Origin of the sequence: Streptomyces aurantiacus (genome assembly GCF_001418335.1) — a bacterium.
In the GTDB taxonomy this organism is placed as follows: domain Bacteria; phylum Actinomycetota; class Actinomycetes; order Streptomycetales; family Streptomycetaceae; genus Streptomyces; species Streptomyces aurantiacus.
In genome coordinates this window covers 1-22,984 of record NZ_LIPP01000179.1, presented here as the reverse complement: position 1 = coordinate 22,984, position 22,984 = coordinate 1, and the positions used below count along the sequence as shown (strand labels likewise).

The following is a 22,984-nucleotide window of genomic DNA, read 5'->3' as shown; positions in this document are numbered from 1 at the left end:
GGGCGGCGGGGGTGTGACAGCCGTGGGCGGCGGGCCTGCGGTCTCTTGGTGGAAATGGCCAGGAAACAACTGCGTACCGTCGGTAATACTTGTGGGTAACTACGTCTAGCCGGGGCGGGTCCGGCCGTCCTACGGTGCACTCATGCCGAACCTGCCCGACGTCGTGCTGTGGTCGATACCCGCCTTCGTGCTGCTCACCGTCGTGGAGATGGTGAGTGTCCGGATCCACCCGGACGAGTCCGCCGCGGGGTACGAGACGAAGGACGCCGTCACGAGTGTCGGGATGGGCCTGGGCAGTATGGCCTTCGACTTCCTGTGGAAGATTCCGATCCTCGCCGTCTACACGGCCATATATGAGCTGACACCACTGCGCGTGCCCGTCCTGTGGTGGACCGTGCCACTGATGTTGCTGGCGCAGGACTTCTTCTACTACTGGTCCCATCGCGGGCATCACGTGATCCGCATCCTGTGGGCCTGTCACGTCGTGCACCACTCCAGCGAGAAGTTCAACCTCACCACCGCACTGCGACAGCCCTGGACGACCTGGACCGTGTGGCCGTTCTATGTGCCCCTCATCGCCCTCGGCGTCCATCCGGCCGCGCTCGCGTTCTGCTCGTCCGCGAACCTCGTCTACCAGTTCTGGATCCACACCGAGCGCATCGGCAAACTGCCCCGGCCCTTCGAGTTCGTCTTCAACACGCCCTCGCACCACCGGGTCCACCACGCCTCCCAGGGCGGCTATCTGGACCGTAACTTCGGCGGAATCCTGATCGTCTGGGACCGCCTCTTCGGGTCGTTCGTGCCGGAGACGGACCGCCCGGTGTACGGGCTGACCAAGAACATCAGCACGTACAACCCGCTCCAGGTCGCCACGCACGAGTACGCCGCCATCGCCAGGGACCTGAGAGGGGCGGGGAGCTGGCGCGAGCGGGCCGGGCGGGTGTTCCGAGGACCGGGCTGGCAGCCGGCGGACTCCGCTCCCGTACCCGTACCCGCACCCGCTCCGGCGGGCCGCGCGGTCACCAGCGGATCGGCACCGGCACAGCCGTGAGCACGGCCGAGACCGCCACCACAAGACCCAGCACCACGACCTCCGCGCGCGCGGGGGAGTACGCGGTGAGCGGTTCGGCCGCCCGGCGCAGCCGCCTGCGGGCCCACAGCGCGAGGACGGCGACGGCGGCCACGAGGAGCACCTTCGCGAGCAGGGTGCGCCCGTACGCCGTCGTCGTCAGCTGGTCAAGGACCGTGCCCGGCGGCATCCGGCGCAGGGTGCTGCAGATGCCCGTCGCGGTGATCACGGCGAGCAGGACGGCCGCCACGCGCGCGTAGAGGCCCAACAGCGCGACGCCCTCCCCGGGCGCGCTGGTCCGCCACCGCAGCAGCGTGCGCAGCACGTGCAGCAGTCCGCCCGCCCACAGGGCCGCGCAGGTCACGTGAACCAGCGTCAGGCCCGCGCCGATCAGCGGACTCTGCTCGGTCGTCGGATGGGCGCGCAGCGCCTCCGCGACGGCCACCGCGGCCAGCGGCCACACCTGGGCGGCCGGGCGGCGCGACAGGGCGCACAGGCCCAGCACGACGAACGCGTTGACCTCCAGGAGCGCGAGCGCGCCGTCCCTGGACTGGTAGAGCCCGCCGATGTCCATGTCGGAGAGGCTGCGCGGCACCAGGTTCCCGGTGGCCACCACCGAGGCGAGACCCAACGCGGCGACGAAACCGGCAGCGGCCGCGGCCGGGGCCCAGCTGCGCGGGGCGCCCTCCGGCGAAGCTCCGGGCACCCCGAGGGCCAGCCGGGTGACGAGCCGGGAGACGAAGAGCTCGCCGGCCGGCACGCACACCGCCGCGAACAGGACCGTCCGCAGCAGCGCGATGCCGCCCACTCCGGGCGCGGCGGCCTCGCCCGTGCCGCGCAGCGCGACGGGCGGCCCCAGCAGCGGGATCAGCGCGGCCAGGGCCACCAGGGCAAGGACGGTGACGGAACGTTGTACGGAGGCCGCGCTCACCCGGGGCGCGCCCGCCTCGCCACCCGTGTCGGCAGTCGGTCTTATCGAACTCACCTCAAGATCTTCACCAGTCGTCCCAGATCCGGGCAAGTCCTGGAAAACGACTGGGGGAACCGCATGCCACCCGCCCCTCGGGCATTTCGCCCTTTCATACGCCGTCGGCCGCCCCCTGACTCAGATCCGGCAGGGGCATCCGGGTCGGGAGGGGAATCCGGGTCGGCAGCACGAAAGGGCCGGGCAGCACACGGCTGCCCGGCCCCGGCCCGTCGGGCGGCGCCCTCGGGCGACGCCCTTCAGGTGATGCCCTACTTCGTCACCGCGTCCAGCGCGTCCGCGGTGCCCCGGCCGTAGAAGCTGTTGCGGTTCTTCGGCCCCTCGCAGACCGCGTCGACCTTGCCGTCGCCGTCGATGTCGTACGGGTCGGTGCACGGCGTGTCGTCGGCCTCCGCGTACAGCAGCGCCTTGACCAGGGCCGCCGAGGCGTGCGGGTGCGTCGACTTGATGAGCGCGGCCACGCCCGCGACGTGCGGCGACGCCATCGACGTACCGGCCATGTATCCCCACGAGCCGCCAGGCAGCGGGCCGAGGATCAGGCCGCTGGTGGCGGGCGGGGCCGGGGTCTGGAAGCGCGTCGAGTCGCCGCCGGGAGCCGCGATGTCGATGACGCCCAGGCCGTGGTTGGAGAAGGACGACTTGATGCCCTTCGCGCCGGTCGACGCGACCGTGACGACACCCGGCAGCTGGGTCGGGATGTCGAGGCACTCGGACGGGTCGATGACACGCTCCGAGGGAGTCGTGTCGTTGGGCGAGGTCGGGTCGGTGATCTCGTCCGCGGCGAGGTCGTAGTTCTCGTTGCCCGCCGCCGCGACGTTGACCGTCCCCTTCTTCTCCGCGTACTTCGTCGCCCGGCCGAGGGCCTCGACGAGCGCCTTCTGGTCCGGGTCGTTCTTGCAGTTGAAGTACCAGGGGTCGGTGTAATAGCTGTTGTTCGTGACGTCCACGCCGTGCTCGGCCGCCCACATGAAGCCGCAGACGACGGCCTCCGTGTAGAAGAAGCCCTCCGTCGTGGAGACCTTGATGCCCGACACCTTCACGCCGGGCGCGACGCCCGTGACGCCGACACCGTTCTTCGCGGCGGCGATCTCGCCCGCCACGTGCGTGCCGTGCGGGCTCTCGGCGGCGCTCGGCCGCCAGGCCCCGTCGGTCGTGTCCGCCTTGCCCGACACGCAGTTGGCCGACGCCTTGCGGTCGAAGTTCGGCGCGATGTCGGGGTGCGTGTCGTCGACGCCGGTGTCGATCACGGCGACGGTGACCTTGCGGCTCCCGAGGGTCTTCTCATGGGCCTTGTCCGCCTTGATGGCGGGCAGGTCCCACTGCAGCGGCTCCAGGGGGTCCTGTCCGGCCGCGGCCTCGACGTCCGCGACGTCCTCCGAGGTGAGCACCTTCGGGGTGCCGACGTCGGTGGTGGACTGCGCGGGCAGCGGCGCCGTACGTGTCGAGCCCGCCGACTGCACGCCGTGCACCTTGCGGACGCTCTTGGCGAAGTCGGGGTTCGACGAGTGGACGACGATCACGCCGATCCGGTCGTACGACGTCACGATCGTGCCGCCGGCCTTGGCGATGGCCTTCTTGATCTGAGACGAAGGGCCGTGTCCGGCGCGGACGTTGACGACGTAGCTCAGCGGGGTGGCCTCCGCCGAGATCTTTCCGGCCACGTCGGTCACGTTGGCCGTGTCGGCCGCCGGAGCCGCCGACGCGCTGACGTTCGGCAGGAAGGCGAGAGCCGTGGCCATGGCCATTCCCAGCGGGATGGCTATGACGCGGCGTGAGCGCGTAGTAGGCGCGGTCATGCTGTCTCCAGTTCGTTTCGCGAGTGCGTGCGGGCCGTGCTGTCGGGACCTGCTGTGCAGCCGTGCGGGCCGTGCTGTGCGGGAAATCCCGGAGTGCATCGGGAAATCCCGGAGTGGATCGGGAAAGCCGGGAGAATCGGGCTACTTGACTGCCTTCAGGGCGTCGACGACGCCGAAGCCGTAGAAGCCGTTCACGCGCTTGCCGCCCTCACAGGTGGCGTCCTGCGTGCCGTTGCCGTCCTGGTCGTACGAGTCCGGGCAGCCCGGGTTGTCCGCCTGGGCCTTCAGCAGCGCCTGCAGCTGGGCCGGAGTCGCCCGCGGGTGCTCGGACTTCAGCAGCGCGGCGACGCCCGCGGCGTGCGGCGAGGCCATCGACGTGCCCTGGAGGTAGCCGTACTGGTTGCCCGGCAGGGTGGAGAGGATGCGGCCGTTCTTCGACGGGGTGTCCGGGATCTGGTAGAGCCGGTCACCACCGGGAGCCGCGATGTCGATGACACCCTTGCCGTACGTCGAGTAGTACGACTTGAGGTTCTGTACGCCGGTCGCGCTCACCGTGACGACACCCGGCAGCTGGGTCGGTACGTCGTAGCACTCGTGCGGGTCGATCGTGCGAGTGACCGGCGTCGAGTCGTCGGGGCTGGAGTCGTCGACGATGGCGTCCGAGGCCAGGTCGTGGTTGGAGTTGCCGGCCGACGCGAGGTGCAGGGTGCCCTTCTTCGTGGCGTACTGCTGGGCCCGGTTCACCGCGTCGACGATCGCCTTCTGGTCGGGGTCGTCCACACAGTTGTAGAGCCACGGGTCCACGTAATAGCTGTTGTTCGTGATCTCGACGCCGTGGTCGGCGGCGAACACGAAGGCGCAGACGACACTCTCCGGGTAGAAGAGGCCGTTGTCCGGGTCGCTGACCTTGATGCCGGAGACCTTCACACCGGGCGCGACACCGGCGACGCCGATGCCGTTGCGCGCGGCGGCGATCTCACCGGCGACATGCGTGCCGTGGTAGTCCGCGGCGGTGTACGGACGCCAGGCGCCCTCACTGGTGTCGGCCACGCCGCCCACACAGTTGGCGGACTGCTTGGCGGAGAAGTTCGGGGCCAGGTCCGGGTGCGTGTCGTCGACACCCGTGTCGATCACGGCGACCGTGACCTTGCTGCTGCCCGGGTTGATCCGCGCGGCCTTGTCGGCGCCTATCGCGCGCAGGTCCCACTGGTCGGCCTCAAGGGGCTCGCTCCGGGGAGTGGCCGCGGCCTCGACCTTGGCGGCCTCGGCGGCCGACAGGCGGTCGACGGCGCCCTCGTCCGTCGTACCCGCCGCGGTCAGCGGTGTCGTACGCGTGGCACCGGCGGACTGGACGCCGCGCACGGCGCGTATCCGCGGTCCGAACGCGGGGTCGGCCGAGTGGACGACGATGACGCCGATCCTGTCGTACGTGGTGACGACGGTGCCGCCGGCCTTGGCTATCTCCTTCTTCACCGACCCGATCGTGCGGTGGTCGGTCTTCGTGTTGACCACGTACGCGAGGTTCGGTCCGTCGGCCGCGGTGACGGCGGGTGCGGCGGACCGCGGGGCGGCCGACGCGACGCCGGGGATGAAGCCGAGCGAGGCGGTGAGGGACAGCACGACGGGCACGGCGAGGGCGAGACGGCGTCTGGAACGCAGATGAGCCATGGGATCTCCACTTCATCCGGAAACGGAACCGGCCCGAACACAGGTGGTGCTCGGGCAGGCAACAGGCAGGTACATCAGGCAGGTACGTCGGGCACGTGCATCAGGCAGGTACATGACGGGGTGCTGCAGGCCCGAAACTATCTCCCGTCGTCCCTGGCCAGCAATGACTTACGGGGATGTCTTCGCGAAGACCGAAGACGAGTTCCGAAAGAAGCGCCCGCAGTTGAACCGCGCCCCATGCGGCGCCGTGACGTTGAGCAGGGAGCACGAGCACCGTCGAGCCCTCTGTTGGATCACGCCCGGGGCACCTACCATCACCACCCGGCACACGTGATCCACGTCACCGTGAGGTCAGAAATCAGCCATGCCCGCAGCCAGTCCGTCCCCCGCAGCCAGTCCGTCCCCAGAACCCGGCCCATCCCCTGATCCTGAAGCACCCCCATCCGACGTCGAACCCGCACCCGCACCCGCAACGCGAGGAGACTCCGTGGCCACCGACGCACCACCCCCCTCGAAAGCCGAACCTCATCTCCCGTCCACAGCGGAGTTCGTCGAGGTGCAGGAGAGCGCCGAGTTCGGTGAACTGCGCCGCGCCCACCGCTCCTTCGCCTTCCCGCTGACCATCGGCTTCATCTCCTGGTACGTGCTGTACGTCCTGCTGTCGATCTACGCGGACGACTTCATGGCCACCAAGCTGTTCGGCAACTTCAACGTTGCCCTCGCCCTGGGCCTCGCCCAGTTCCTCACCACGTTCCTCATCGCCTGGTGGTACGAGCGGCACTCCTCGTCCAAGCTCGACCCCAAGGCCGAGGCGATCAAGTCCCGGATGGAGGGCGGCGCATGAGCCCCGCGATCACTCAGGTCCAGCTCGCGCAGGCGCAGCTCGCGGCGGGGGAGGCCAGCGAGCACCGGCCGCTGATCATCTCCCTGTTCGCGGTCTTCGTCGTCGCCACGCTCGTCATCACCGTCTGGGCGGGCCGGCAGACCAAGGACGCCGCCGACTTCTACGCGGGCGGACGCCAGTTCAGCGCCTTCCAGAACGGGCTCGCCGTCTCCGGCGACTACATGTCCGCCGCCTCGTTCCTCGGCATCGCGGGCGCCATCGCCCTCTTCGGGTACGACGGCTTCCTGTACTCCATCGGCTTCCTCGTCGCCTGGCTGGTGGCGCTGCTCCTGGTCGCCGAGCCGCTGCGCAACTCCGGCCGCTACACGATGGGCGACGTCCTCGCCTACCGCATGCGCCAGCGCCCGGTCCGTACCGCGGCCGGCACCTCCACGATCGTCGTCTCGATCTTCTACCTGCTGGCGCAGATGGCGGGCGCGGGCGTCCTGGTCTCGCTGCTGCTCGGTATCACCAGTGACGCCGGGAAGGTCGGCATCGTCGCCCTGGTCGGCGTCCTGATGATCGTGTACGTCACCATCGGCGGCATGAAGGGCACCACCTGGGTCCAGATGGTCAAGGCCGTGCTGCTCATCAGCGGCACCCTGCTCATCACCTTCCTGGTGCTGCTCAAGTTCGACTTCAACCTCTCCGACCTGCTCGGTGAGGCGGCCAAGAACAGCGGCCAGGGTTCGGCCTTCCTGGAGCCGGGGCTGAAGTACGGGCTCACGACCACCTCCAGCATCGACTTCATCTCGCTGGGCATCGCCCTGGTGCTGGGTACCGCGGGCCTGCCGCACATCCTGATCCGCTTCTACACGGTCCCCAACGCCAAGGCCGCGCGTAAGTCCGTGAACTGGGCGATCGGCATCATCGGCGGCTTCTACCTGATGACCATCGCGCTCGGCTTCGGCGCGGCGGCCCTCATCTCCAAGACGGAGATCGTCGAATCCAACCCGGCGGGCAACACGGCCGCGCCACTGCTCGCCCTGCATCTCGGCGGCGTCGACTCGGCCTGGGGCGCGATCCTGCTCGCCACGATCTCCGCGGTGGCCTTCGCCACGATCCTCGCGGTGGTCGCCGGTCTGACCCTGGCCTCGTCCTCGTCGTTCGCCCACGACATCTACGCGAACGTCATCAGGAAGGGCAAGGCCACCGAGAAGGAAGAGCTCAGGGCCGCCCGCTACGCCACCATCGGCATCGGTGTCGTGTCCATCGGCCTCGGCGCCCTGGCCCGTGACCTCAACGTCGCCGGTCTGGTCGCGCTCGCCTTCGCGGTCGCCGCCTCCGCCAACCTGCCGACGATCCTCTACAGCCTCTTCTGGAAGAAGTTCACCACCCAGGGCGCGCTGTGGTCGATCTACGGCGGCCTCGTCACCGCGGTCGGCCTGGTGCTCTTCTCGCCGGTCGTCTCGGGCAAGGCCACCTCGATGTTCCCGGACGTCGACTTCCACTGGTTCCCGCTGGAGAACCCGGGCATCATCTCGATCCCGGTCGGCTTCCTGCTGGGCTGGCTCGGCACCCTCCTGTCCAAGGAGGAGCCGGACGCCGGCAAGTACGCGGAGCTGGAGGTCCGCTCCCTCACCGGAACCGGAGCCCACTGACAACGCACTGACAACGCCCTGACGAGCGCACCGGCCGTCACACCGAGTGGCCGCGTCGTAGATCCCTACGACGCGGCCGCCGTGCGTCCCGTCGGATCGGGCCACCCTCGTTGTCGGTCCTGTCACGTAGGCTCGGGTGCATCGGAACGACTGATCGTTCGAATTCGAGGATGTCCGGCTGTCCGGCTGTCCACCGTCCGGTCACCCGGTCACCCGGTCGTTCGAAGCCGTTTCGGTCCGTGTCGCGGTCCGTATCGAGGGAGGGGCCCACGTGCTCATCGACACCTACAACCGGGTGGCGACCGACCTGCGAGTCTCGCTGACCGACCGGTGCAACCTCCGGTGTACGTACTGCATGCCCGAGGAGGGCCTGCAGTGGCTGGCCAAGCCCGACCTGCTCACGGACGACGAGATCGTCCGCCTCATCGACATCGCGGTGACCCGGCTGGGCATCACCGAGGTCCGCTTCACCGGTGGCGAGCCCCTGCTGCGCCCCGGTCTGGTGGGGATGGTCAAGCGCGTGGCAGCACTCGCCCCCCGCCCCCAGATGTCCCTGACGACGAACGGCATCGGCCTCAAGCGCACCGCGACCGCCCTGAAGGCCGCCGGCCTCGACCGGGTCAACGTCTCGCTGGACACCCTGCGCCCGGACGTCTTCAAGACCCTCACCCGCCGTGACCGTCACAAGGACGTCATCGAGGGCCTCGAAGCGGCCCGCGCCGCGGAGCTGACACCGGTCAAGGTCAATTCCGTACTGATGCCCGGACTGAACGAGGACGAGGCGCCGGACCTGCTCGCCTGGGCCGTGGAGAACGACTACGAACTGCGGTTCATCGAGCAGATGCCGCTCGACGCGCAGCACGGCTGGAAGCGCGAGGGCATGGTCACCGCCGGCGACATCCTCGCCTCGCTGCGTACGCGCTTCGAGCTCACGGAGGAGGGGTCCGACGAGCGGGGCTCGGCCCCCGCCGAGCGCTGGGTCGTGGACGGCGGTCCGCACCGGGTCGGAGTGATCGCCTCGGTCACCCGCCCGTTCTGTTCGGCCTGCGACCGTACGCGGCTGACCGCGGACGGCCAGGTCCGCACCTGCCTCTTCGCCCGCGAGGAGACCGACCTGCGGGCGGCGCTCCGCTCGGACGCGCCGGACGAGGAGATCGCCCGGATCTGGCGGCTGGCGATGTGGGGGAAGAAGGCCGGAGCGGGTCTCGACGACCCGTCGTTCGTCCAGCCGGACCGCCCGATGTCGGCGATCGGCGGCTGACGGCTCAGTCCGCGGGCGGTCGCTCCGCGGGCGGTCGCTCCGCGGACTCGGAGGACTCGGACTCGGATTCCCACTCCGCCAGGAGCACCACGTCCTTCAGGAAGTCGCGCACCCCCAGGAACTGCGACAGGTGGTCGCGGTGCTCCTCGCACGCGAGCCATGTCTTGCGGCGCTCCGGCGTGTGCAGCTTCGGGTTGTTCCAGGCGAGCACCCACACCGCGTCCGCACGGCAGCCCTTCGCGGAACAGACGGGGGAGGACGGAGAAGAGGGGTCGGAACCGGGGACGTTCAGAATCACGTCCCCGACACTAGCCGAGTCCAAAAGGACGACGCCGAGCAGCCACGGGGGGAGCTGCCCGGCGTCGGTCTGTCGCTCCGACGGGGGATGCGGAGCGCCACCCAAGTATGTCACGGGTAACCCATCGCCCGGCAACGGAACAACATGATTGATCTGAGCTTTTCTTGAGCTTGGTAGGGGGCCGGGATTCCGCTTTTTCCGGAGCCCCGTACTCAGGTCCGTTCGTGCGGTTCGTCCCGCAGACGCGCGCCGGGATCGGCCGCCAGGTCGTCCGGGCTGTCCTGGCTTTCCTGGCTGGCCGAGGTGCCGGGGACGGGTTCCGGGACACTGCTGTCCGGGACACCGCCGGCGTCCGGCTCCGCGAGCCTCGGACGGGTGGGCGCGGTCACGAAGGTGGACGGCAGCGAAGGCGCGTTCTCCCGCCCCGCGTTGGCGATCACGACGGAGACGTACGGGAGCAGGAGCCCGAGCACCAGCGCGACGACGGCGATATGCCGCTCGACGTTCCAGAGCGTGGCCGCGAGGACCACGGAGACCGTACGGACGGACATCGAGATGATGTAGCGGCGCTGCCTGCCGCGCACATCGTCGGCGAGCCCCTGCCTGGCCCCGGTGATCCGGAAGACCTCGACGTCGCTCTGCTTCCGCATCACGTTCCACCACCCACCCGCGTCGGACGCGCCCCGGCCCGTACGAGCAACCACGTTACGCGGCGGGTGCGCCGCCCACGAGAGTGGGGCGGCCTCCGGTCGGGCGGCGACGACTGCGCCGTACCGCGTATGGCGTGCCCGACATGCGCCGTACGGCGCACAGGTCGACACTGGCCGTAATGCTCGCGTAGAGCCGTAGCCGTAGAGGAGGCAGCCATGGGCTGGTTGTGGGCAATCATCGTGGGATTCGTACTGGGCCTGCTGGCCAAGGCGATCATTCCGGGCAAGCAGCACAGTCCGCTCTGGCTCACCACGATCTTCGGGATCATCGGTGCCATCGTGGGCAACGCGATCGCCCGTGGCATCGGCATCGGCGCGACCGACGGCATCGACTGGGGCCGGCACGCCCTCCAGCTCGCCGCCGCGGTCGTCATCGTCTTCCTGGGAGACATGCTTTACACAGCGATGCGAGGCAACAAAACCAAACGCCAGCGAGCCTGACCGCACGAGAAGGGGGCGGGCCCGGCACAGGACCCGCCCCCGGTCCTTGCTCGCGTTTGAGGGCTGAGGAGCGGCGGCGCCCCTTCAGCACGCGCCCTTCAGGGGCGCGGGGAACGGCGCGACAAGCCACAACGCACCCGCACCGTACGAACAGCCGGCTGCCACCTACCGCTCAGCGGAGCTCAACGGCCGCGAGATTCTTCTTGCCCCGCCGCAGCACCAGCCACCTCCCGTGCAGCAGATCCTCCTCGCCAGGAACGGCGTCCTCGGAAGCGACCTTCACGTTGTTCACGTAGGCGCCCCCCTCCTTCACCGTCCGCCGCGCCGCGGACTTGCTGGCCACCAGACCCGCCTCGGCGAAGAGAGTCACCACAGGGCCGAGCTCGGCGACCTGGAGGCGCGGCAGCTCGGAGAGCGCCGCGCCCAGCGTCGCCGCGTCGAGCTCGGCCAGCTCGCCCTGGCCGAAGAGCGCCCGCGACGCGGCGATCACGGCCGCGGTCTGCCCGGCGCCGTGCACCAGCGTGGTCAGTTCCTCGGCCAGCGCGCGCTGGGCGGCACGAGCCTGCGGACGCTCCTCGGTCTGCTTCTCCAGCTCCTCCAGTTCCGCACGGGACCTGAAGGACAGAATCCGCAGGTACGTCGAGACGTCACGGTCGTCCACGTTCAGCCAGAACTGGTAGAACGCGTACGGCGTCGTCATCTCCGGGTCGAGCCAGACGGCGCCGCCCTCGGTCTTGCCGAACTTGGTGCCGTCCGCCTTGACCATCAGCGGCGTCGCGATGCAGTGCGCCTCGGCGTCCGGCTCCAGGCGGTGGATCAGGTCCAGGCCCGCCGTGAGGTTGCCCCACTGGTCGCTGCCGCCCTGCTGGAGCGTGCAGCCGTACCTTCGGTACAGCTCCAGGAAGTCCATGCCCTGGAGCAGTTGGTAGCTGAACTCCGTGTAGCTGATGCCCTCCTGCGACTCCAGGCGCCGGGCGACCGAGTCCTTGGTGAGCATCTTGTTGACGCGGAAGTGCTTGCCGATGTCCCGGAGGAACTCGATGGCCGAAAGACCGGCCGTCCAGTCCAGGTTGTTCACCATCACCGCGGCGTTCTCGCCCTCGAAGGACAGGAACGGCTCGATCTGGGAGCGCAGCCGGGTGACCCAGGCGCCGACCGTCTCCGGGTCGTTCAGCGTGCGCTCCGCCGTCGGGCGCGGGTCGCCGATCTGGCCGGTCGCCCCGCCCACCAGGGCCAGCGGGCGCAGGCCCGCCTGCTGGAGGCGGCGCATGGTGAGGACCTGCACCAGGTGCCCGACGTGCAGCGAGGCCGCGGTGGGGTCGAAGCCGCAATAGAACGTGACGGGACCGTCCGCGAGCGCCTTGCGCAGTGCGTTCTCGTCGGTGGACAGGGCGAAAAGGCCGCGCCACTTCAGCTCGTCGACGATGTCCGTCACGGTTCTCGTGTCTCCTTGAATGATCTTCATGCAGCCAGTGGCAGTCGCAGGGGCAGCCGACTGCGAGGCTACCGAGGTTATACGCCCTGACTGACAGAGCTCATATTGAAATCGGGCACCCTCAGCGCAGGCATCGCGGCCCGCGTGAACCAGTCGCTCCACTCGCGCGGCAGCGTCTTCTCCGTCCGCCCCGCCTCGGTCGCCCGCCCCAGCAGCCCCACCGGCGACTCGTTGAACCGGAAGTTGTTCACCTCACCCGTGACCTCACCGTTCTCCACGAGGTAGACGCCGTCCCGGGTCAGCCCGGTGAGGAGCAGCGTCGCGGGATCGACCTCGCGGATGTACCAGAGGCAGGTCAGCAGCAGCCCGCGCCCGGTGGCGGCGACCATCTCCTCCAGGGACGTGTCCTGGCCGCCGTCGAGGATCAGGTTGCCGATGCCGGGCGCCACCGGAAGACCGGTGAGGTCGGCGCTGTGCCGGGTGCTCGTCAGATGCTTCAGTTCGCCCTCGCGCATCCACTCCGTGGCCCCGAGCGGCAGCCCGTTGTCGAAGACGGAGGCGTCGTCCCCGGAGGAGTGCGTCAGCACGAAGGGGGCGCTTTCGAGCCCGGCCGCGTGCGGGTCGCTGCGCAGGGTCAGCGGCAGCTCGGTGAGCCGGTCGCCGACGCGCGTACCGCCGCCGGGCTTGCTGAACACCGTCCGGCCCTCCGCCGCGTCGCGGGCCGCCGCCGACCACATCTGGTAGATCAGCAGGTCCGCGACGGCGGTCGGCGGCAGCAGCGTCTCGTACCGCCCGGCGGGCAGTTCGACGCGCCGCTCGGCCCAGCCCAGCCGGACGGCCAGCTCCGCGTCGAGCGCCGCCGGGTCCACGTCCTTGAAGTCACGCGTCGAACGCCCGGCCCACGCCGAGCGTGTACGGTCCGGCGACTTGGCGTTCAGCTCCAGCGTCCCGTTGGGCTGGTCGTGGCGCAGCCGCAGGCCCGTGGACGTACCGAGGTAGCTGGTGACGAGCTCGTGGTTGGCGAAGCCGTACAGCTCACGGCCACCCGCACGCGCGCGTGCGAACGCTTCGCCGAGCGCCGGGGCGAAGTCCGTGAAGACGGCCGACGAGGTCTCGGCGGGCGCGTCCGTGAAGTCCGGGGAGGCCGGCACGCCCTCGACGAGCGGCTGCGCGTCCTCGGCGGGGCTCGCCCCGCGGGCCGCGGCCTCGGCGGCACGCACCAGCGGCTCCAGTTCGTCCGCGGTCACGGCCGAGCGCGAGACGACTCCGGAGGCGGTGCCCTCGCGGCCGTCGACCGTCGCGACGACGGTCAGCGTACGCCCGCGCGTGACGCCGTTCGTGGTCAGCGCGTTGCCCGCCCAGCGCAGGTTGGCCGTCGACTGCTCGTCGGCGATGACGACACAGCCGTCCGCCCGGGACAGTCCGAGGGCGCGCTCGACGATCTCGTGCGGCTTGTTCGTGCGAGCGCTCATCGACCGGCCTCCTGCGTGGTGTTGAGAATGTTGACGCCCTTGAAGAGGGCGGACGGGCAGCCGTGCGAGACCGCCGCGACCTGGCCGGGCTGGGCCTTGCCGCAGTTGAAGGCACCACCCAGGACGTACGTCTGCGGGCCGCCGACCGCCGCCATCGAGCCCCAGAAGTCCGTGGTCGTCGCCTGGTAGGCGACATCCCGCAGCTGGCCCGTGATCCGCCCGTTCTCGATCTTGAAGAACCGCTGGCCGGTGAACTGGAAGTTGTAGCGCTGCATGTCGATCGACCACGAACGGTCGCCGACGACGTAGATCCCGCGGTCGACACTCCCGATGAGGTCCTCGGTGGACATCCCGGCGGGATCCGGCTGGAGCGACACGTTCGCCATGCGCTGTACGGGCACATGGCCGGGGGAGTCGGCGTACGCGCAGCCGTTGGACCGCTCGAAGCCGGTCAGCTTCGCGATCCTGCGGTCCAGCTGGTAGCCGACGAGCGTTCCGTCCTTCACCAGGTCCCAGGACTGCCCGGCCACGCCCTCGTCGTCGTACCCGACGGTCGAGAGACCGTGCTCGGCGGTGCGGTCACCGGTGACGTTCATCAGCTCGGAGCCGTACTTCAGCTTGCCCAGCTGGTCGAAGGTCGCGAACGAGGTCCCGGCGTACGCGGCCTCGTAACCGAGCGCACGGTCCAGCTCGGTGGCGTGCCCGATGGACTCGTGGATGGTCAGCCACAGGTTGGACGGGTCGACGACCAGGTCGTACAGTCCCGCCGTGACGCTCGGTGCCCGCATCTTCTCGGCAAGTAGCTCCGGGATCCGCTCCAACTCGTCGGCCCAGTCCCAGCCGGTACCGGTCAGGTACTCCCAGCCACGCCCGACGGGCGGCGCGATCGTGCGCATCGAGTCGAACTCGCCGCTCGACTCGTCGACGGCCACGGCGGTCAGCTGGGGGTGCAGCCTGACCCGCTGCTGGGTGGTCACCGTGCCCGCCGTGTCCGCGTAGAACTTGTTCTCGTGCACCGTCATCAGCGAGGCGTCCACATGACTGACACCGTCCGCCGCGAGCAGCCGCGCACTCCACTCGGCCAGCAGCCCGGACTTCTCCTCGGCCGGTACGGAGAAGGGGTCGATCTCGTACGAGGAGACCCAGGTCCTGTCGGCGTGCACGGGCTCGTCCGCCAGCTCCACGCGCTCGTCCGACCCGGCGGCCTTGATCACCTGCGCCGACAGCTTGGCCATCGCCACGGCCTGCGACGCGACCTTCGCGGCGGCGTCCATCGTCAGATCCACGCCCGACGCGAACCCCCAGGTCCCGCCGTGCACGACCCGCACCGCGTACCCCAGGTCAGTGGTGTCCGAGGACCCCGCGGGCTTCGCGTCGCGCAGCCGCCAGGACGCGCCGCGCACCCGCTCGAACCGGAAGTCCGCATGGTCGGCGCCGAGCGCGCGGGCACGGGCGAGCGCGGCGTCGGCCAGGGCCCGTAGGGGCAGTGCCAGGAATGACTGATCGACCTCGTGGGCCACGAGGGGCCTCCCCTTGTCACCGTTGTCGGGATGTCTCGATGTCTCGATGTCTCGCAGTGAATCATGCAGCGCCGACACCCCGGCTTCCAACGGATTCACGTTCTGGTCCTGGGACAGCAGACGGCCGCCTCCCGTGCTTCGCGGGGGCGGCCATCGTCGTGCCGTCGGATTCAGAGTTCCCCGGAGATCACACCCTCGCGGAACGCGGCCCACTCGGATGCGGTGCAGCGCAGCGGCTCGCGGCTGACGCGGCGCAGCTGGTCGGCAATTCGGTGCGGGCCTGCGGGGATCACGTACCGCTGGTCGTGGAGGCGCATGTGGCCGTGTTCGGGATCGCGGTCAACGTCCATGACCCGGACCCGTGTGCCGGTCGCCGATCGGGAAGCAGATCCGGTGCCGGGTTCCGACGGGGTACCCCGGGTGAGGTGTCGGCGTCGCGGAGCGAGGATGTGGCGAGTCGCCATGACGTTGCGTGACGACCTGACCGCGCTGGTGACGTACGGCCGCGGGATGCTGGAGACGGCGCGCGTCGAGGGCCTGTCGGCTCACGCCCCTGGCATGGCGGGTGACCGGTAAGGCGTGACGACTGTAGGGATCCGACAGTGGGCCGGGTGAGCCACTGTCGGTGCCCGATTCTCTGCGAGCCGGGCGGGACCGATAGGTTTTCGAGGAAGCCGCCTGCCACGCAGGGGGCACCAGACCGGCTATCGAAAGGGTGATCCGTTGAGCCGCTCGGTTCTCGTCACCGGAGGAAACCGGGGCATCGGCCTCGCCATCGCCCGCATGTTCGCCGACGCGGGCGACAAGGTCGCGATCACGTACCGTTCGGGCGAGCCCCCGGCCGCCCTCACCGACCTGGGCTGCCTCGCGGTCAAGTGCGACATCACCGACAGTGAGCAGGTGGAGCAGGCCTACAAGGAGATCGAGGCCGAGCACGGCCCGGTCGAGGTGCTCGTCGCCAACGCGGGTGTCACCAAGGACCAGTTGCTGATGCGGATGTCCGAGGAGGACTTCACGTCCGTCCTGGACACCAACCTGACGGGCACCTTCCGGGTCGTGAAGCGCGCCAACCGCGGCATGCTGCGCGCCAGGAAGGGCCGCGTCGTGCTCATCTCCTCGGTGGTCGGCCTCCTCGGCTCGGCGGGCCAGGCGAACTACGCCGCCTCCAAGGCCGGCCTGGTCGGGTTCGCCCGCTCGCTCGCCCGTGAGCTGGGCTCGCGCAACCTCACCTTCAACGTCGTCGCGCCCGGCTTCGTCGACACCGACATGACCAAGGCGCTCACCGACGAGCAGCGCGAGGCCATCGTGAAGCAGGTGCCGCTCGGGCGGTACGCGCAGCCCGAGGAGATCGCCGCGACGGTGCGGTTCCTCGCCTCGGAAGAGGCCTCGTACATCACTGGAGCCGTCATCCCCGTAGACGGCGGACTGGGAATGGGTCACTGATCACCATGAGCGGAATTCTTGAGGGCAAGCGCGTCCTGATCACCGGTGTGCTGACGGAGGCGTCCATCGCCTTCCACACCGCGAAGCTGGCCCAGGAGCAGGGCGCCGAGATCATCCTGACCGCGTTCCCGCGGCCCACGCTGACCGAGCGCATCGCGAAGAAGCTTCCCAAGCCCACCAAGGTCCTCGAACTCGACGTGACGAACGACGAGCACCTCGGGCGGCTCGCCGAGGCCGTGGGCGAGGAACTGGGCAGCCTCGACGGCGTCGTACACTCCATCGGCTTCGCCCCGCAGGACGCCCTGGGCGGCAACTTCCTGAACACGCCGTTCGAGTCGGTCGCCACGGCCATGCACGTGTCCGCCTTCTCCCTGAAGTCGCTGACCATGGCCTGCCTGCCGCTGATGCAGAACGGCGGCGGCTCGGTCGTCGGCCTCACCTTCGACGCCCAGTACGCCTGGCCGCAGTACGACTGGATGGGCCCGGCCAAGGCCGCCCTGGAAGCCACCAACCGCTACCTCGCCCGCGACCTGGGCAAGCAGAACGTGCGCTCCAACCTCATCTCGGCCGGCCCGCTCGGCTCGATGGCCGCCAAGTCCATCCCGGGCTTCACCGAGCTGGCCTCCGTCTGGGACAACCGCTCGCCCCTGGAGTGGGACCTCAAGGACCCCGAGCCGGCCGGCCGTGGTGTCGTCGCGCTGCTCAGCGACTGGTTCCCGAAGACCACCGGCGAGATCATCCACGTCGACGGCGGGCTGCACGCGATCGGCGCGTAAACGCTTGTGCAAGCGTTTACGCGAGCGCTTACGTGAGTGTTCACGGGAGTGCTTACGGGAATGCCTACGTACGGTGTCGGCGCCCCGTTTCCCGCAGTGTGCGGGGAGCGGGGCGTCACCCGTTCGGCCGTACCAGTCGGGCGGCCAAGAGGGGTAACGGCCCACTCTGGAGTCGGAGTTCTTCTCCCGCGACCCTCCCGAGCCCAGCCGAGGAGGTCCCCTTGTGCGCCTGTCCCAGCTCCGATGCGAGCATCGGCTCCACAGGAACGGCTTCGCGGCGCCGTCCACCGCACTGTTCGCCGCTCTGACCCTCCTGCTCGCGGTGCCCTCGGGTGCCGCGTCGCACACCGCGAAAGCCGCGTCCCACGCGCGCGTGCCCGTGGAGGAGCGGCCCTTCGGAGCGGTGTGCCGGACCGTCGTCGACGGCTCGGACGTGATGGCGTACTGCCACAATCCGTATCCGGAGCCCGACCATGTCGGTCTGCACATCGAGTGCGAGCGGTGGTGGGACATCGACGCCGACGGGACGAGGGTCGAGGCGGGCCCCGCGCAGAACGTCCGGCTGACCGGCCGCTGCTGGAAGGAAGTCCGCTCGGCGTGGGTCAGCCACCAGAAGTGACGTTCCCCGCGCTCCTCGGCCGCCCCGGGCGGCACAGGAACGGATAGCCGGCTGCCTCAGAGGCCGCCGTCTGCGCGTCGCCCGTGCGGATCGCGTCCACCAGGCGCGTGTGGTCCATGTGCGTCTCGGGCGTCAGCTCCTCGCCGACGTCCTCGCGCAGCCAGTCGCGCACGACCTCGCCCAGGTCCGCGTACATCGCCGTCATGACGTCGTTGTGGGACGCGGCGACCACGGCCAGGTGGAAGGTCGTGTCGGCGGCCACGAAGGCCTCCGCGTCACCCGACTCCCAGGCCTCCTCCCGGCGTACGAGGAGGGCGTCCAGCTGTTTGAGATCGCGCTCGGTGCGGCGCCCGGCGGCCAGCCTCGCCGCGCTCGACTCCAGCGTGGAGCGCAGCTCGGCGATGTGCCGCGGGTCGGCGTCCGCGAACCGGCGGTGCATCACACCGGCCAGCTCACTGGTCGCCACGACGTAGGTGCCCGAACCCTGGCGGATGTCGAGCAGGCCGTTGTGCGCGAGCGCCCGGACGGCCTCCCGGACCGTGTTGCGGGCGACACCCAGCTGCTCGACCAGCTCCGGCTCGGTGGGGATGCGGGAGCCCACGGGCCACTCACCCGAGGTGATCTGGTTCCGCAACGCGGCGATGACCTGCTCGGACAGTGCCGAACGGCGGGGGTGACTCAGCGGCATGACGGTCCTTCGCGCCAGGGGATTGGACAACCAATCATCCCATGATTCTATGATGGGGTTCATGACTGGCGAGGAAACCGCGACGACCACGTCCCCACCGATACGTCCGATACGCAGCTCCGCGCAGGACACGGGCCTCCGTCCGCCTGCCACGCGCGCGTGGCTGACGCGTCTGGTGATCGTCGGCATCGTCCTGACGGCTCTCAACCTGCGTCCCGCCATCACCAGCCTGGGCGCCCTCCTGGAAGAGGTGCGCGACGGGCTCGGCATGAGCGGCAGCGTCGCCGGGCTCCTCACCTCCGTACCGTCGCTCTGCTTCGCCGTCTTCGGTGTCATGGCACCGCGCCTCGCCCGCCGCTTCGGACCCGCCGCCGTGGTCTGCGCCGGCATGCTGGCGATCGCCGCGGGCCTGGCGATCCGGCCCTTCGCCGGGAACACGGTCGGCTTCCTCGTCGCCAGTGCCCTCGCGCTCATGGGCATCGCGGTCAGCAACGTCCTCATGCCGGTGATCGTCAAGCGCTGGTTCCCGGACCGGGTCGGCACCATGACCGGCCTCTACTCCATGGCCCTCGCCCTCGGCACCGCCGTCGCGGCCGCCGTCACCGTGCCCATGACCCGGTCCCTGGGCGGCGACTGGCAGTGGGGACTCGCCGTCTGGGCGGGGCTCGCGGCCGTCGCCGTCCTGCCGTGGATCCCTCTCGCACGGGCCAAGGGCACGGTGTTGTCTGCCGGGACCGCCTCCGCACCGGTCTCCGCCTCCGCACCGGCCTCGGGTCCGGCTTCCGCATCGGCCTCGGGTCCGGCTTCCGTCTCGGCCTCGGCCTCGGTTGTGGCTGCCGAAACAGGTCAGGAGCCCGCCCCGCTGCGTATCACCCGGAGCCGTACCGCGTGGGCGCTCGCCGTCTTCTTCGGGCTCCAGGCCACCGCCGCCTACGTCACGATGGGCTGGATGGCGCAGATCTTCCGGGACGCCGGTGTGTCCGCGGGCACCGCCGGACTGCTGCTCGCCGTCACGATGGTGATGGGCGTCCCGCTGGCCTTCGTCATACCGCGGCTGGCCACCCGGCTGCCTCACCAGGGGCCGATCGTGGTCGTCCTCGGCCTCTGCGGATTCGCCGGCTACGGAGGGCTCTACCTCGCTCCGGCGGGCGGTGCCTGGGCGTGGGCCGTGCTGCTCGGTATCGCCAACTGCGCGTTCCCGCTGGCCCTCACGATGGTCGGCATGCGGGCCAGGACCGGCGCGGGGGTCGTGCAGCTGTCGGCCTTCGCGCAGAGCACCGGCTACCTCATCTCGATCCCCGGCCCGCTGCTGGTGGGCGTGCTCTACCAGCACAGTGGCGGCTGGGGGCTGCCGATCGCGCTCATGGCGGGCCTGATGGTCCCGCAGATCGTGGTGGGCGTCCTGGCGGGCCGCGACCGCACCGTGGAGGACGAGGCCGCGCGGTGACCGCAGTGCGGTGGCGCAGTGCGGTGACGCCGCGCGGTGACCTCTGCGTGCTGACGTGCCGGGGCAGGGACGGCCCTGCTCGCGGCGTGCCGACCCCACCGGTGGGGAGCCGGGCGAGGAGTGCGAGACTTGGCGTATGCCCGTGCTCGATCCGAACCCCAAGGACGGCCAGAAGAAGATGCTGCTCGTCTTCGGCGCGTTCCTCCTCATCTTCGTGGTCATCGGAGTCATCGCGACGATCGCCTCCCCCTGAACGAGTCCCTGACAGGTCCGGAAGGGCCTGATCGGGGCGGCCGGTCCTTCGGCCGTGCCCCCTCCGCGCCGCCTGTTGTGCGACGCGCGGGTACGCGGGGGTGGGGCTATCCCCACCACCCCCTAGGGGGCGAGTGTCAGGGTCAAGTGGGTGGATCACCGGATGGGTTGAGGGGTCCCGAGTCCGTACCTTCGAGATGTGACCGCGAGGACGCGGACACGGAACCACTCGAAGCCCCACGGAGGCGGCATGTCGGCCCCAACGCACACCCCGCCCCACCCGGCGACCGGGCGCGGCGTCGACACCCGACTGCCCTGGTGGGCGCTCGTCCTCCCAGCGCTCGCCTTCGTGGCGCTGCTGCTGATAATGAACCCCGCGGACGCCCACGCGGCGGGCGCGGACCAGGCGGTCGGTGACCTCTTCGAGCGGATCCGGCAGATCCTGGCGCACAACGGCTCCTGAGCTCCCTCCTGAGGCTCCCCGCGCCTCGTGGCGGGGCGGCGCATCAACTCCCTGTGCCCCATGGCAACTCCCTGCGCCCCGTGGCGTGTTTCGTGCGAAGCTGGGAACCATGAGCGTCGCAGAACCCCGCAGGATTGTCCTTTTCCGGCATGCGAAGGCCGACTGGCCCGACGTGCCCGACCATGAGCGTCCACTCGCCGAGCGGGGCCGCAAGGACGCCGCCGTCGCCGGACGCAAACTGGCCGACAGCGGCATCCCCTTCGACCTGGCCATCTGCTCGACCGCGCACCGGACCCGCGAGACATGGAAGCTGGCGGTCCACGAGCTCCCGCACCGGCCGAAAACGGTCTATGAGGAGCGGCTCTACGAAGCATCCCCCGGAGTGCTGATCGCTGTGCTCAACGAAACCCCGGACGACGTGCGGAGCACCCTGCTGATCGGCCACAACCCCGGCGTGCACGGCCTGGCCGACATCCTGGCGAGCCAGGCCGAAGGGGACGCGCAGGAGCGGATGAGCCGCCGCGAATTCCCCACCGCCGGCTTCGCCGTGCTCTCCTTCACCGGCTCGTGGAAGAGCCTGGAGCCCGGTACGGCCACACTGCAGGACTTCTGGGGCCCGTCCGAGTGAACACACCGTGAGCGGGGACAGGAGCGGGGACGGGGCCCGACACGGTGGTGGCCACCGTGGTGCCGAGCCCCATTCCCGGACCCCGTTCCCGTCCCCGCTCAGTCCACGTGCATGTCCGCCGCCTCGACCTCTTCGCGTGTCACGCCCAGCAGGTAGAGGACCGTGTCGAGGAAGGGGAAGCTCACCGCGGTGTGCGCGGCCTGGCGCACCACAGGCTTGGCGTTGAAGGCGACTCCGAGACCGGCCGCGTTGAGCATGTCCAGGTCGTTGGCGCCGTCGCCGATCGCCACCGTCTGGCCGAGCGGCACACCCGCCTCCGCGGCGAACCGGCGCAGCAGCCGCGCCTTGCCCGCGCGGTCCACGATCTCGCCGGTGACCCTGCCCGTCAGCTTCCCGTCGATGATCTCCAGCGTGTTGGCCTGGGCGAAGTCGAGCCCGAGCCGCTCCTTCAGGTCGTCCGTCACCTGGGTGAACCCGCCCGAGACGACACCGACTTGGAAGCCGAGCCGCTTCAGCGTACGGATGAGCGTGCGCGCTCCCGGTGTCAGCCGTACCTCGCTGCGCACCTTGTCCACCACGGAGGCGTCGAGCCCCGCGAGCAGCTGCACGCGTGCGTGCAGCGACTGCTCGAAGTCCAACTCCCCGCGCATCGCGGCTGCCGTTACCTCGGCGACCTCGTCCTCGCAGCCGGCGTGCGCCGCGAAGAGCTCGATGACCTCGTCCTGGATGAGCGTGGAGTCCACGTCCATGACGACCAGGCGCTGGGCCCGTCGGTGCAGTCCGGCCGCGACCACCGCGATGTCGACGCCGAGGGCCGCGGCCTCGGTCACCAGAGCGGTCCGCAGCTCCTCGGTCTTCGTACCGGACACGGCGAACTCGACCGCTGTCACGGGGTACTTGGCCAGCCGGAAGATACGGTCGATGTTGCCGCCGGTTCCGGTGATCCGGGCGGCGATGGCGGACGTCGACTCCGCGGTGAGCGGATGCCCGAGGACGGTCACCAGTGACCTGCCGTGCCCGCGCGGCCGGTTGTCGCCGTGCCCGGAGATGATCTCGGCCTGCAGCTTCATCGAGTCCGCCCAGCTGTGCACCGTGGCGCGCAGATCGCCTTCGAGGCCGGCCGGCGGATGGGTCACGAGCGCGCACAGGACGATCCGGCCACGGGTGACGACCTGCTCGATGTCGACCACCTCGACCGAGTAGGCGGCGAGGGTGTCGAAGAGCCCGGCAGTGATTCCGGGGCGGTCCTTGCCGAAGATCTTGACAAGGAGAGTAGGGACATCAATGGGGACATCCGTGGGGACATCTGAGGTTTGCGATGCGCTCATGGTGTTTCCACCGTATCCGGCACTCCGTGCCGCACGCCCCCCAGGTCCGCCTGACGGACGGGGAACAGTACATGTCGTCTGGATGGACACGGCCCGCACAGCCCGTGTACGCGCCGTGTCCGGCCCCTGTGCACCCTCGGTCAGGGCCGCCCGCCCGGCCTGCGGGGCGGGCGGGCGGCCCTGGCCGAGGGTGCACAGGGG

Annotated in this window: 23 protein-coding genes; 12 read left to right on the top strand and 11 right to left on the bottom strand. The window is 70.0% G+C overall.

The window, feature by feature from the left end; genetic code table 11:
• The first annotated feature begins 142 nt into the window (after positions 1–142).
• A complete protein-coding gene (locus AOK01_RS23450; protein WP_055514863.1) occupies positions 143–1,051 on the top strand; it encodes a sterol desaturase family protein in 909 nt (302 codons plus the stop codon).
• Here AOK01_RS23450 and AOK01_RS23445 read toward each other — a convergent pair.
• The 3 genes from AOK01_RS23445 to AOK01_RS23435 form a co-directional block, all read right to left on the bottom strand.
• The gene (locus AOK01_RS23445; protein WP_055514860.1) at positions 1,020–2,054 is read right to left on the bottom strand and encodes a CopD family protein; all 1,035 of its coding nucleotides are present in this window, start codon (positions 2,052–2,054) and stop codon (positions 1,020–1,022) included. The two genes, AOK01_RS23450 and AOK01_RS23445, sit on opposite strands and share 32 nt — an antisense overlap.
• A gap of 251 nt (positions 2,055–2,305) precedes the next feature.
• Positions 2,306–3,850, bottom strand: a complete 1,545-nt coding sequence (locus tag AOK01_RS23440; RefSeq protein WP_055514858.1) for a S8 family peptidase — start codon at positions 3,848–3,850, stop codon at positions 2,306–2,308.
• A gap of 141 nt (positions 3,851–3,991) precedes the next feature.
• Entirely contained in the window at positions 3,992–5,518 is a 1,527-nt protein-coding gene (locus AOK01_RS23435; RefSeq protein ID WP_055514856.1) for a S8 family peptidase, read from the bottom strand.
• 487 nt (positions 5,519–6,005) lie between these two features.
• Here AOK01_RS23435 and AOK01_RS23430 point away from each other — a divergent pair, with 487 nt between their 5' ends.
• The 3 genes from AOK01_RS23430 to moaA all read left to right on the top strand — a co-directional run bounded on the left by AOK01_RS23430 (position 6,006) and on the right by moaA (position 9,263).
• Positions 6,006–6,362, top strand: coding sequence for a DUF485 domain-containing protein (locus AOK01_RS23430; RefSeq protein ID WP_055514854.1), 357 nt, complete (start codon positions 6,006–6,008; stop codon positions 6,360–6,362).
• Positions 6,359–8,002, top strand: coding sequence for a solute symporter family protein (locus AOK01_RS23425; RefSeq protein WP_055514852.1), 1,644 nt, complete (start codon positions 6,359–6,361; stop codon positions 8,000–8,002). Before AOK01_RS23430 ends, AOK01_RS23425 begins: the two co-directional genes overlap by 4 nt.
• Before the next feature lie 271 nt (positions 8,003–8,273).
• The gene (moaA, locus tag AOK01_RS23420) at positions 8,274–9,263 is read left to right on the top strand and encodes a GTP 3',8-cyclase MoaA (RefSeq protein WP_055514851.1); all 990 of its coding nucleotides are present in this window, start codon (positions 8,274–8,276) and stop codon (positions 9,261–9,263) included.
• A gap of 4 nt (positions 9,264–9,267) precedes the next feature.
• On the opposite strand, the gene AOK01_RS23415 is transcribed toward moaA, so the two are convergent.
• Both AOK01_RS23415 and AOK01_RS23410 read right to left on the bottom strand, forming a co-directional pair.
• Complete coding sequence (locus AOK01_RS23415; RefSeq protein ID WP_079103682.1) at positions 9,268–9,561, bottom strand: hypothetical protein; 294 nt, start codon at positions 9,559–9,561, stop codon at positions 9,268–9,270.
• A 212-nt stretch (positions 9,562–9,773) separates the two neighbouring features.
• Positions 9,774–10,211, bottom strand: a complete 438-nt coding sequence (locus AOK01_RS23410; RefSeq protein ID WP_055514849.1) for a DUF3099 domain-containing protein — start codon at positions 10,209–10,211, stop codon at positions 9,774–9,776.
• Positions 10,212–10,427: 216 nt separating this feature from the next.
• Between AOK01_RS23410 and AOK01_RS23405 the strand changes: the two genes are divergently transcribed.
• Positions 10,428–10,712, top strand: a complete 285-nt coding sequence (locus AOK01_RS23405) for a GlsB/YeaQ/YmgE family stress response membrane protein (RefSeq protein WP_055514847.1) — start codon at positions 10,428–10,430, stop codon at positions 10,710–10,712.
• A gap of 172 nt (positions 10,713–10,884) precedes the next feature.
• On the opposite strand, the gene tyrS is transcribed toward AOK01_RS23405, so the two are convergent.
• The 4 genes from tyrS to AOK01_RS44455 all read right to left on the bottom strand — a co-directional run bounded on the left by tyrS (position 10,885) and on the right by AOK01_RS44455 (position 15,489).
• Positions 10,885–12,147: a tyrosine--tRNA ligase gene (tyrS, locus tag AOK01_RS23400; protein ID WP_055514845.1), complete on the bottom strand. Its 1,263-nt coding sequence runs from the start codon at positions 12,145–12,147 to the stop codon at positions 10,885–10,887.
• 77 nt (positions 12,148–12,224) lie between these two features.
• Positions 12,225–13,619: a metallopeptidase TldD-related protein gene (locus tag AOK01_RS23395; RefSeq protein WP_055514843.1), complete on the bottom strand. Its 1,395-nt coding sequence runs from the start codon at positions 13,617–13,619 to the stop codon at positions 12,225–12,227.
• Positions 13,616–15,139, bottom strand: coding sequence for a TldD/PmbA family protein (locus tag AOK01_RS23390; protein WP_055514841.1), 1,524 nt, complete (start codon positions 15,137–15,139; stop codon positions 13,616–13,618). The genes AOK01_RS23395 and AOK01_RS23390 overlap by 4 nt, the downstream gene beginning before the upstream one ends.
• 170 nt (positions 15,140–15,309) lie before the next feature.
• Positions 15,310–15,489, bottom strand: a complete 180-nt coding sequence (locus tag AOK01_RS44455) for a hypothetical protein (protein ID WP_055514839.1) — start codon at positions 15,487–15,489, stop codon at positions 15,310–15,312.
• Positions 15,490–15,862: 373 nt separating this feature from the next.
• Between AOK01_RS44455 and fabG the strand changes: the two genes are divergently transcribed.
• The 3 genes from fabG to AOK01_RS23370 all read left to right on the top strand — a co-directional run bounded on the left by fabG (position 15,863) and on the right by AOK01_RS23370 (position 17,977).
• Positions 15,863–16,582 (top strand): 3-oxoacyl-[acyl-carrier-protein] reductase, encoded by a 720-nt coding sequence (fabG, locus tag AOK01_RS23380; protein ID WP_055514837.1) that lies wholly within the window; start codon positions 15,863–15,865, stop codon positions 16,580–16,582.
• Between the two features lie 5 nt (positions 16,583–16,587).
• Entirely contained in the window at positions 16,588–17,358 is a 771-nt protein-coding gene (gene fabI, locus AOK01_RS23375) for an enoyl-ACP reductase FabI (RefSeq protein WP_055514834.1), read from the top strand.
• A 292-nt stretch (positions 17,359–17,650) separates the two neighbouring features.
• Entirely contained in the window at positions 17,651–17,977 is a 327-nt protein-coding gene (locus AOK01_RS23370; protein WP_055514866.1) for a hypothetical protein, read from the top strand.
• Here AOK01_RS23370 and AOK01_RS23365 read toward each other — a convergent pair.
• The gene (locus tag AOK01_RS23365) at positions 17,961–18,665 is read right to left on the bottom strand and encodes a FadR/GntR family transcriptional regulator (protein ID WP_055514832.1); all 705 of its coding nucleotides are present in this window, start codon (positions 18,663–18,665) and stop codon (positions 17,961–17,963) included. The two genes, AOK01_RS23370 and AOK01_RS23365, sit on opposite strands and share 17 nt — an antisense overlap.
• Positions 18,666–18,726: 61 nt before the next feature.
• Here AOK01_RS23365 and AOK01_RS23360 point away from each other — a divergent pair, with 61 nt between their 5' ends.
• The 4 genes from AOK01_RS23360 to AOK01_RS23350 all read left to right on the top strand — a co-directional run bounded on the left by AOK01_RS23360 (position 18,727) and on the right by AOK01_RS23350 (position 21,455).
• On the top strand, positions 18,727–20,112 hold the full coding sequence (locus tag AOK01_RS23360; protein ID WP_055514865.1) for a cyanate MFS transporter: 1,386 nt from the start codon (positions 18,727–18,729) through the stop codon (positions 20,110–20,112).
• A 136-nt stretch (positions 20,113–20,248) separates the two neighbouring features.
• Entirely contained in the window at positions 20,249–20,365 is a 117-nt protein-coding gene (locus AOK01_RS46190; RefSeq protein ID WP_107099895.1) for an SGM_5486 family transporter-associated protein, read from the top strand.
• Between the two features lie 249 nt (positions 20,366–20,614).
• Complete coding sequence (locus AOK01_RS23355; protein WP_055514829.1) at positions 20,615–20,827, top strand: hypothetical protein; 213 nt, start codon at positions 20,615–20,617, stop codon at positions 20,825–20,827.
• A gap of 109 nt (positions 20,828–20,936) precedes the next feature.
• Complete coding sequence (locus AOK01_RS23350; RefSeq protein ID WP_055514827.1) at positions 20,937–21,455, top strand: SixA phosphatase family protein; 519 nt, start codon at positions 20,937–20,939, stop codon at positions 21,453–21,455.
• Between the two features lie 98 nt (positions 21,456–21,553).
• On the opposite strand, the gene serB is transcribed toward AOK01_RS23350, so the two are convergent.
• Positions 21,554–22,783 (bottom strand): phosphoserine phosphatase SerB, encoded by a 1,230-nt coding sequence (serB, locus tag AOK01_RS23345; RefSeq protein ID WP_055514825.1) that lies wholly within the window; start codon positions 22,781–22,783, stop codon positions 21,554–21,556.
• Between the last annotated feature and the right edge of the window lie 201 nt (positions 22,784–22,984).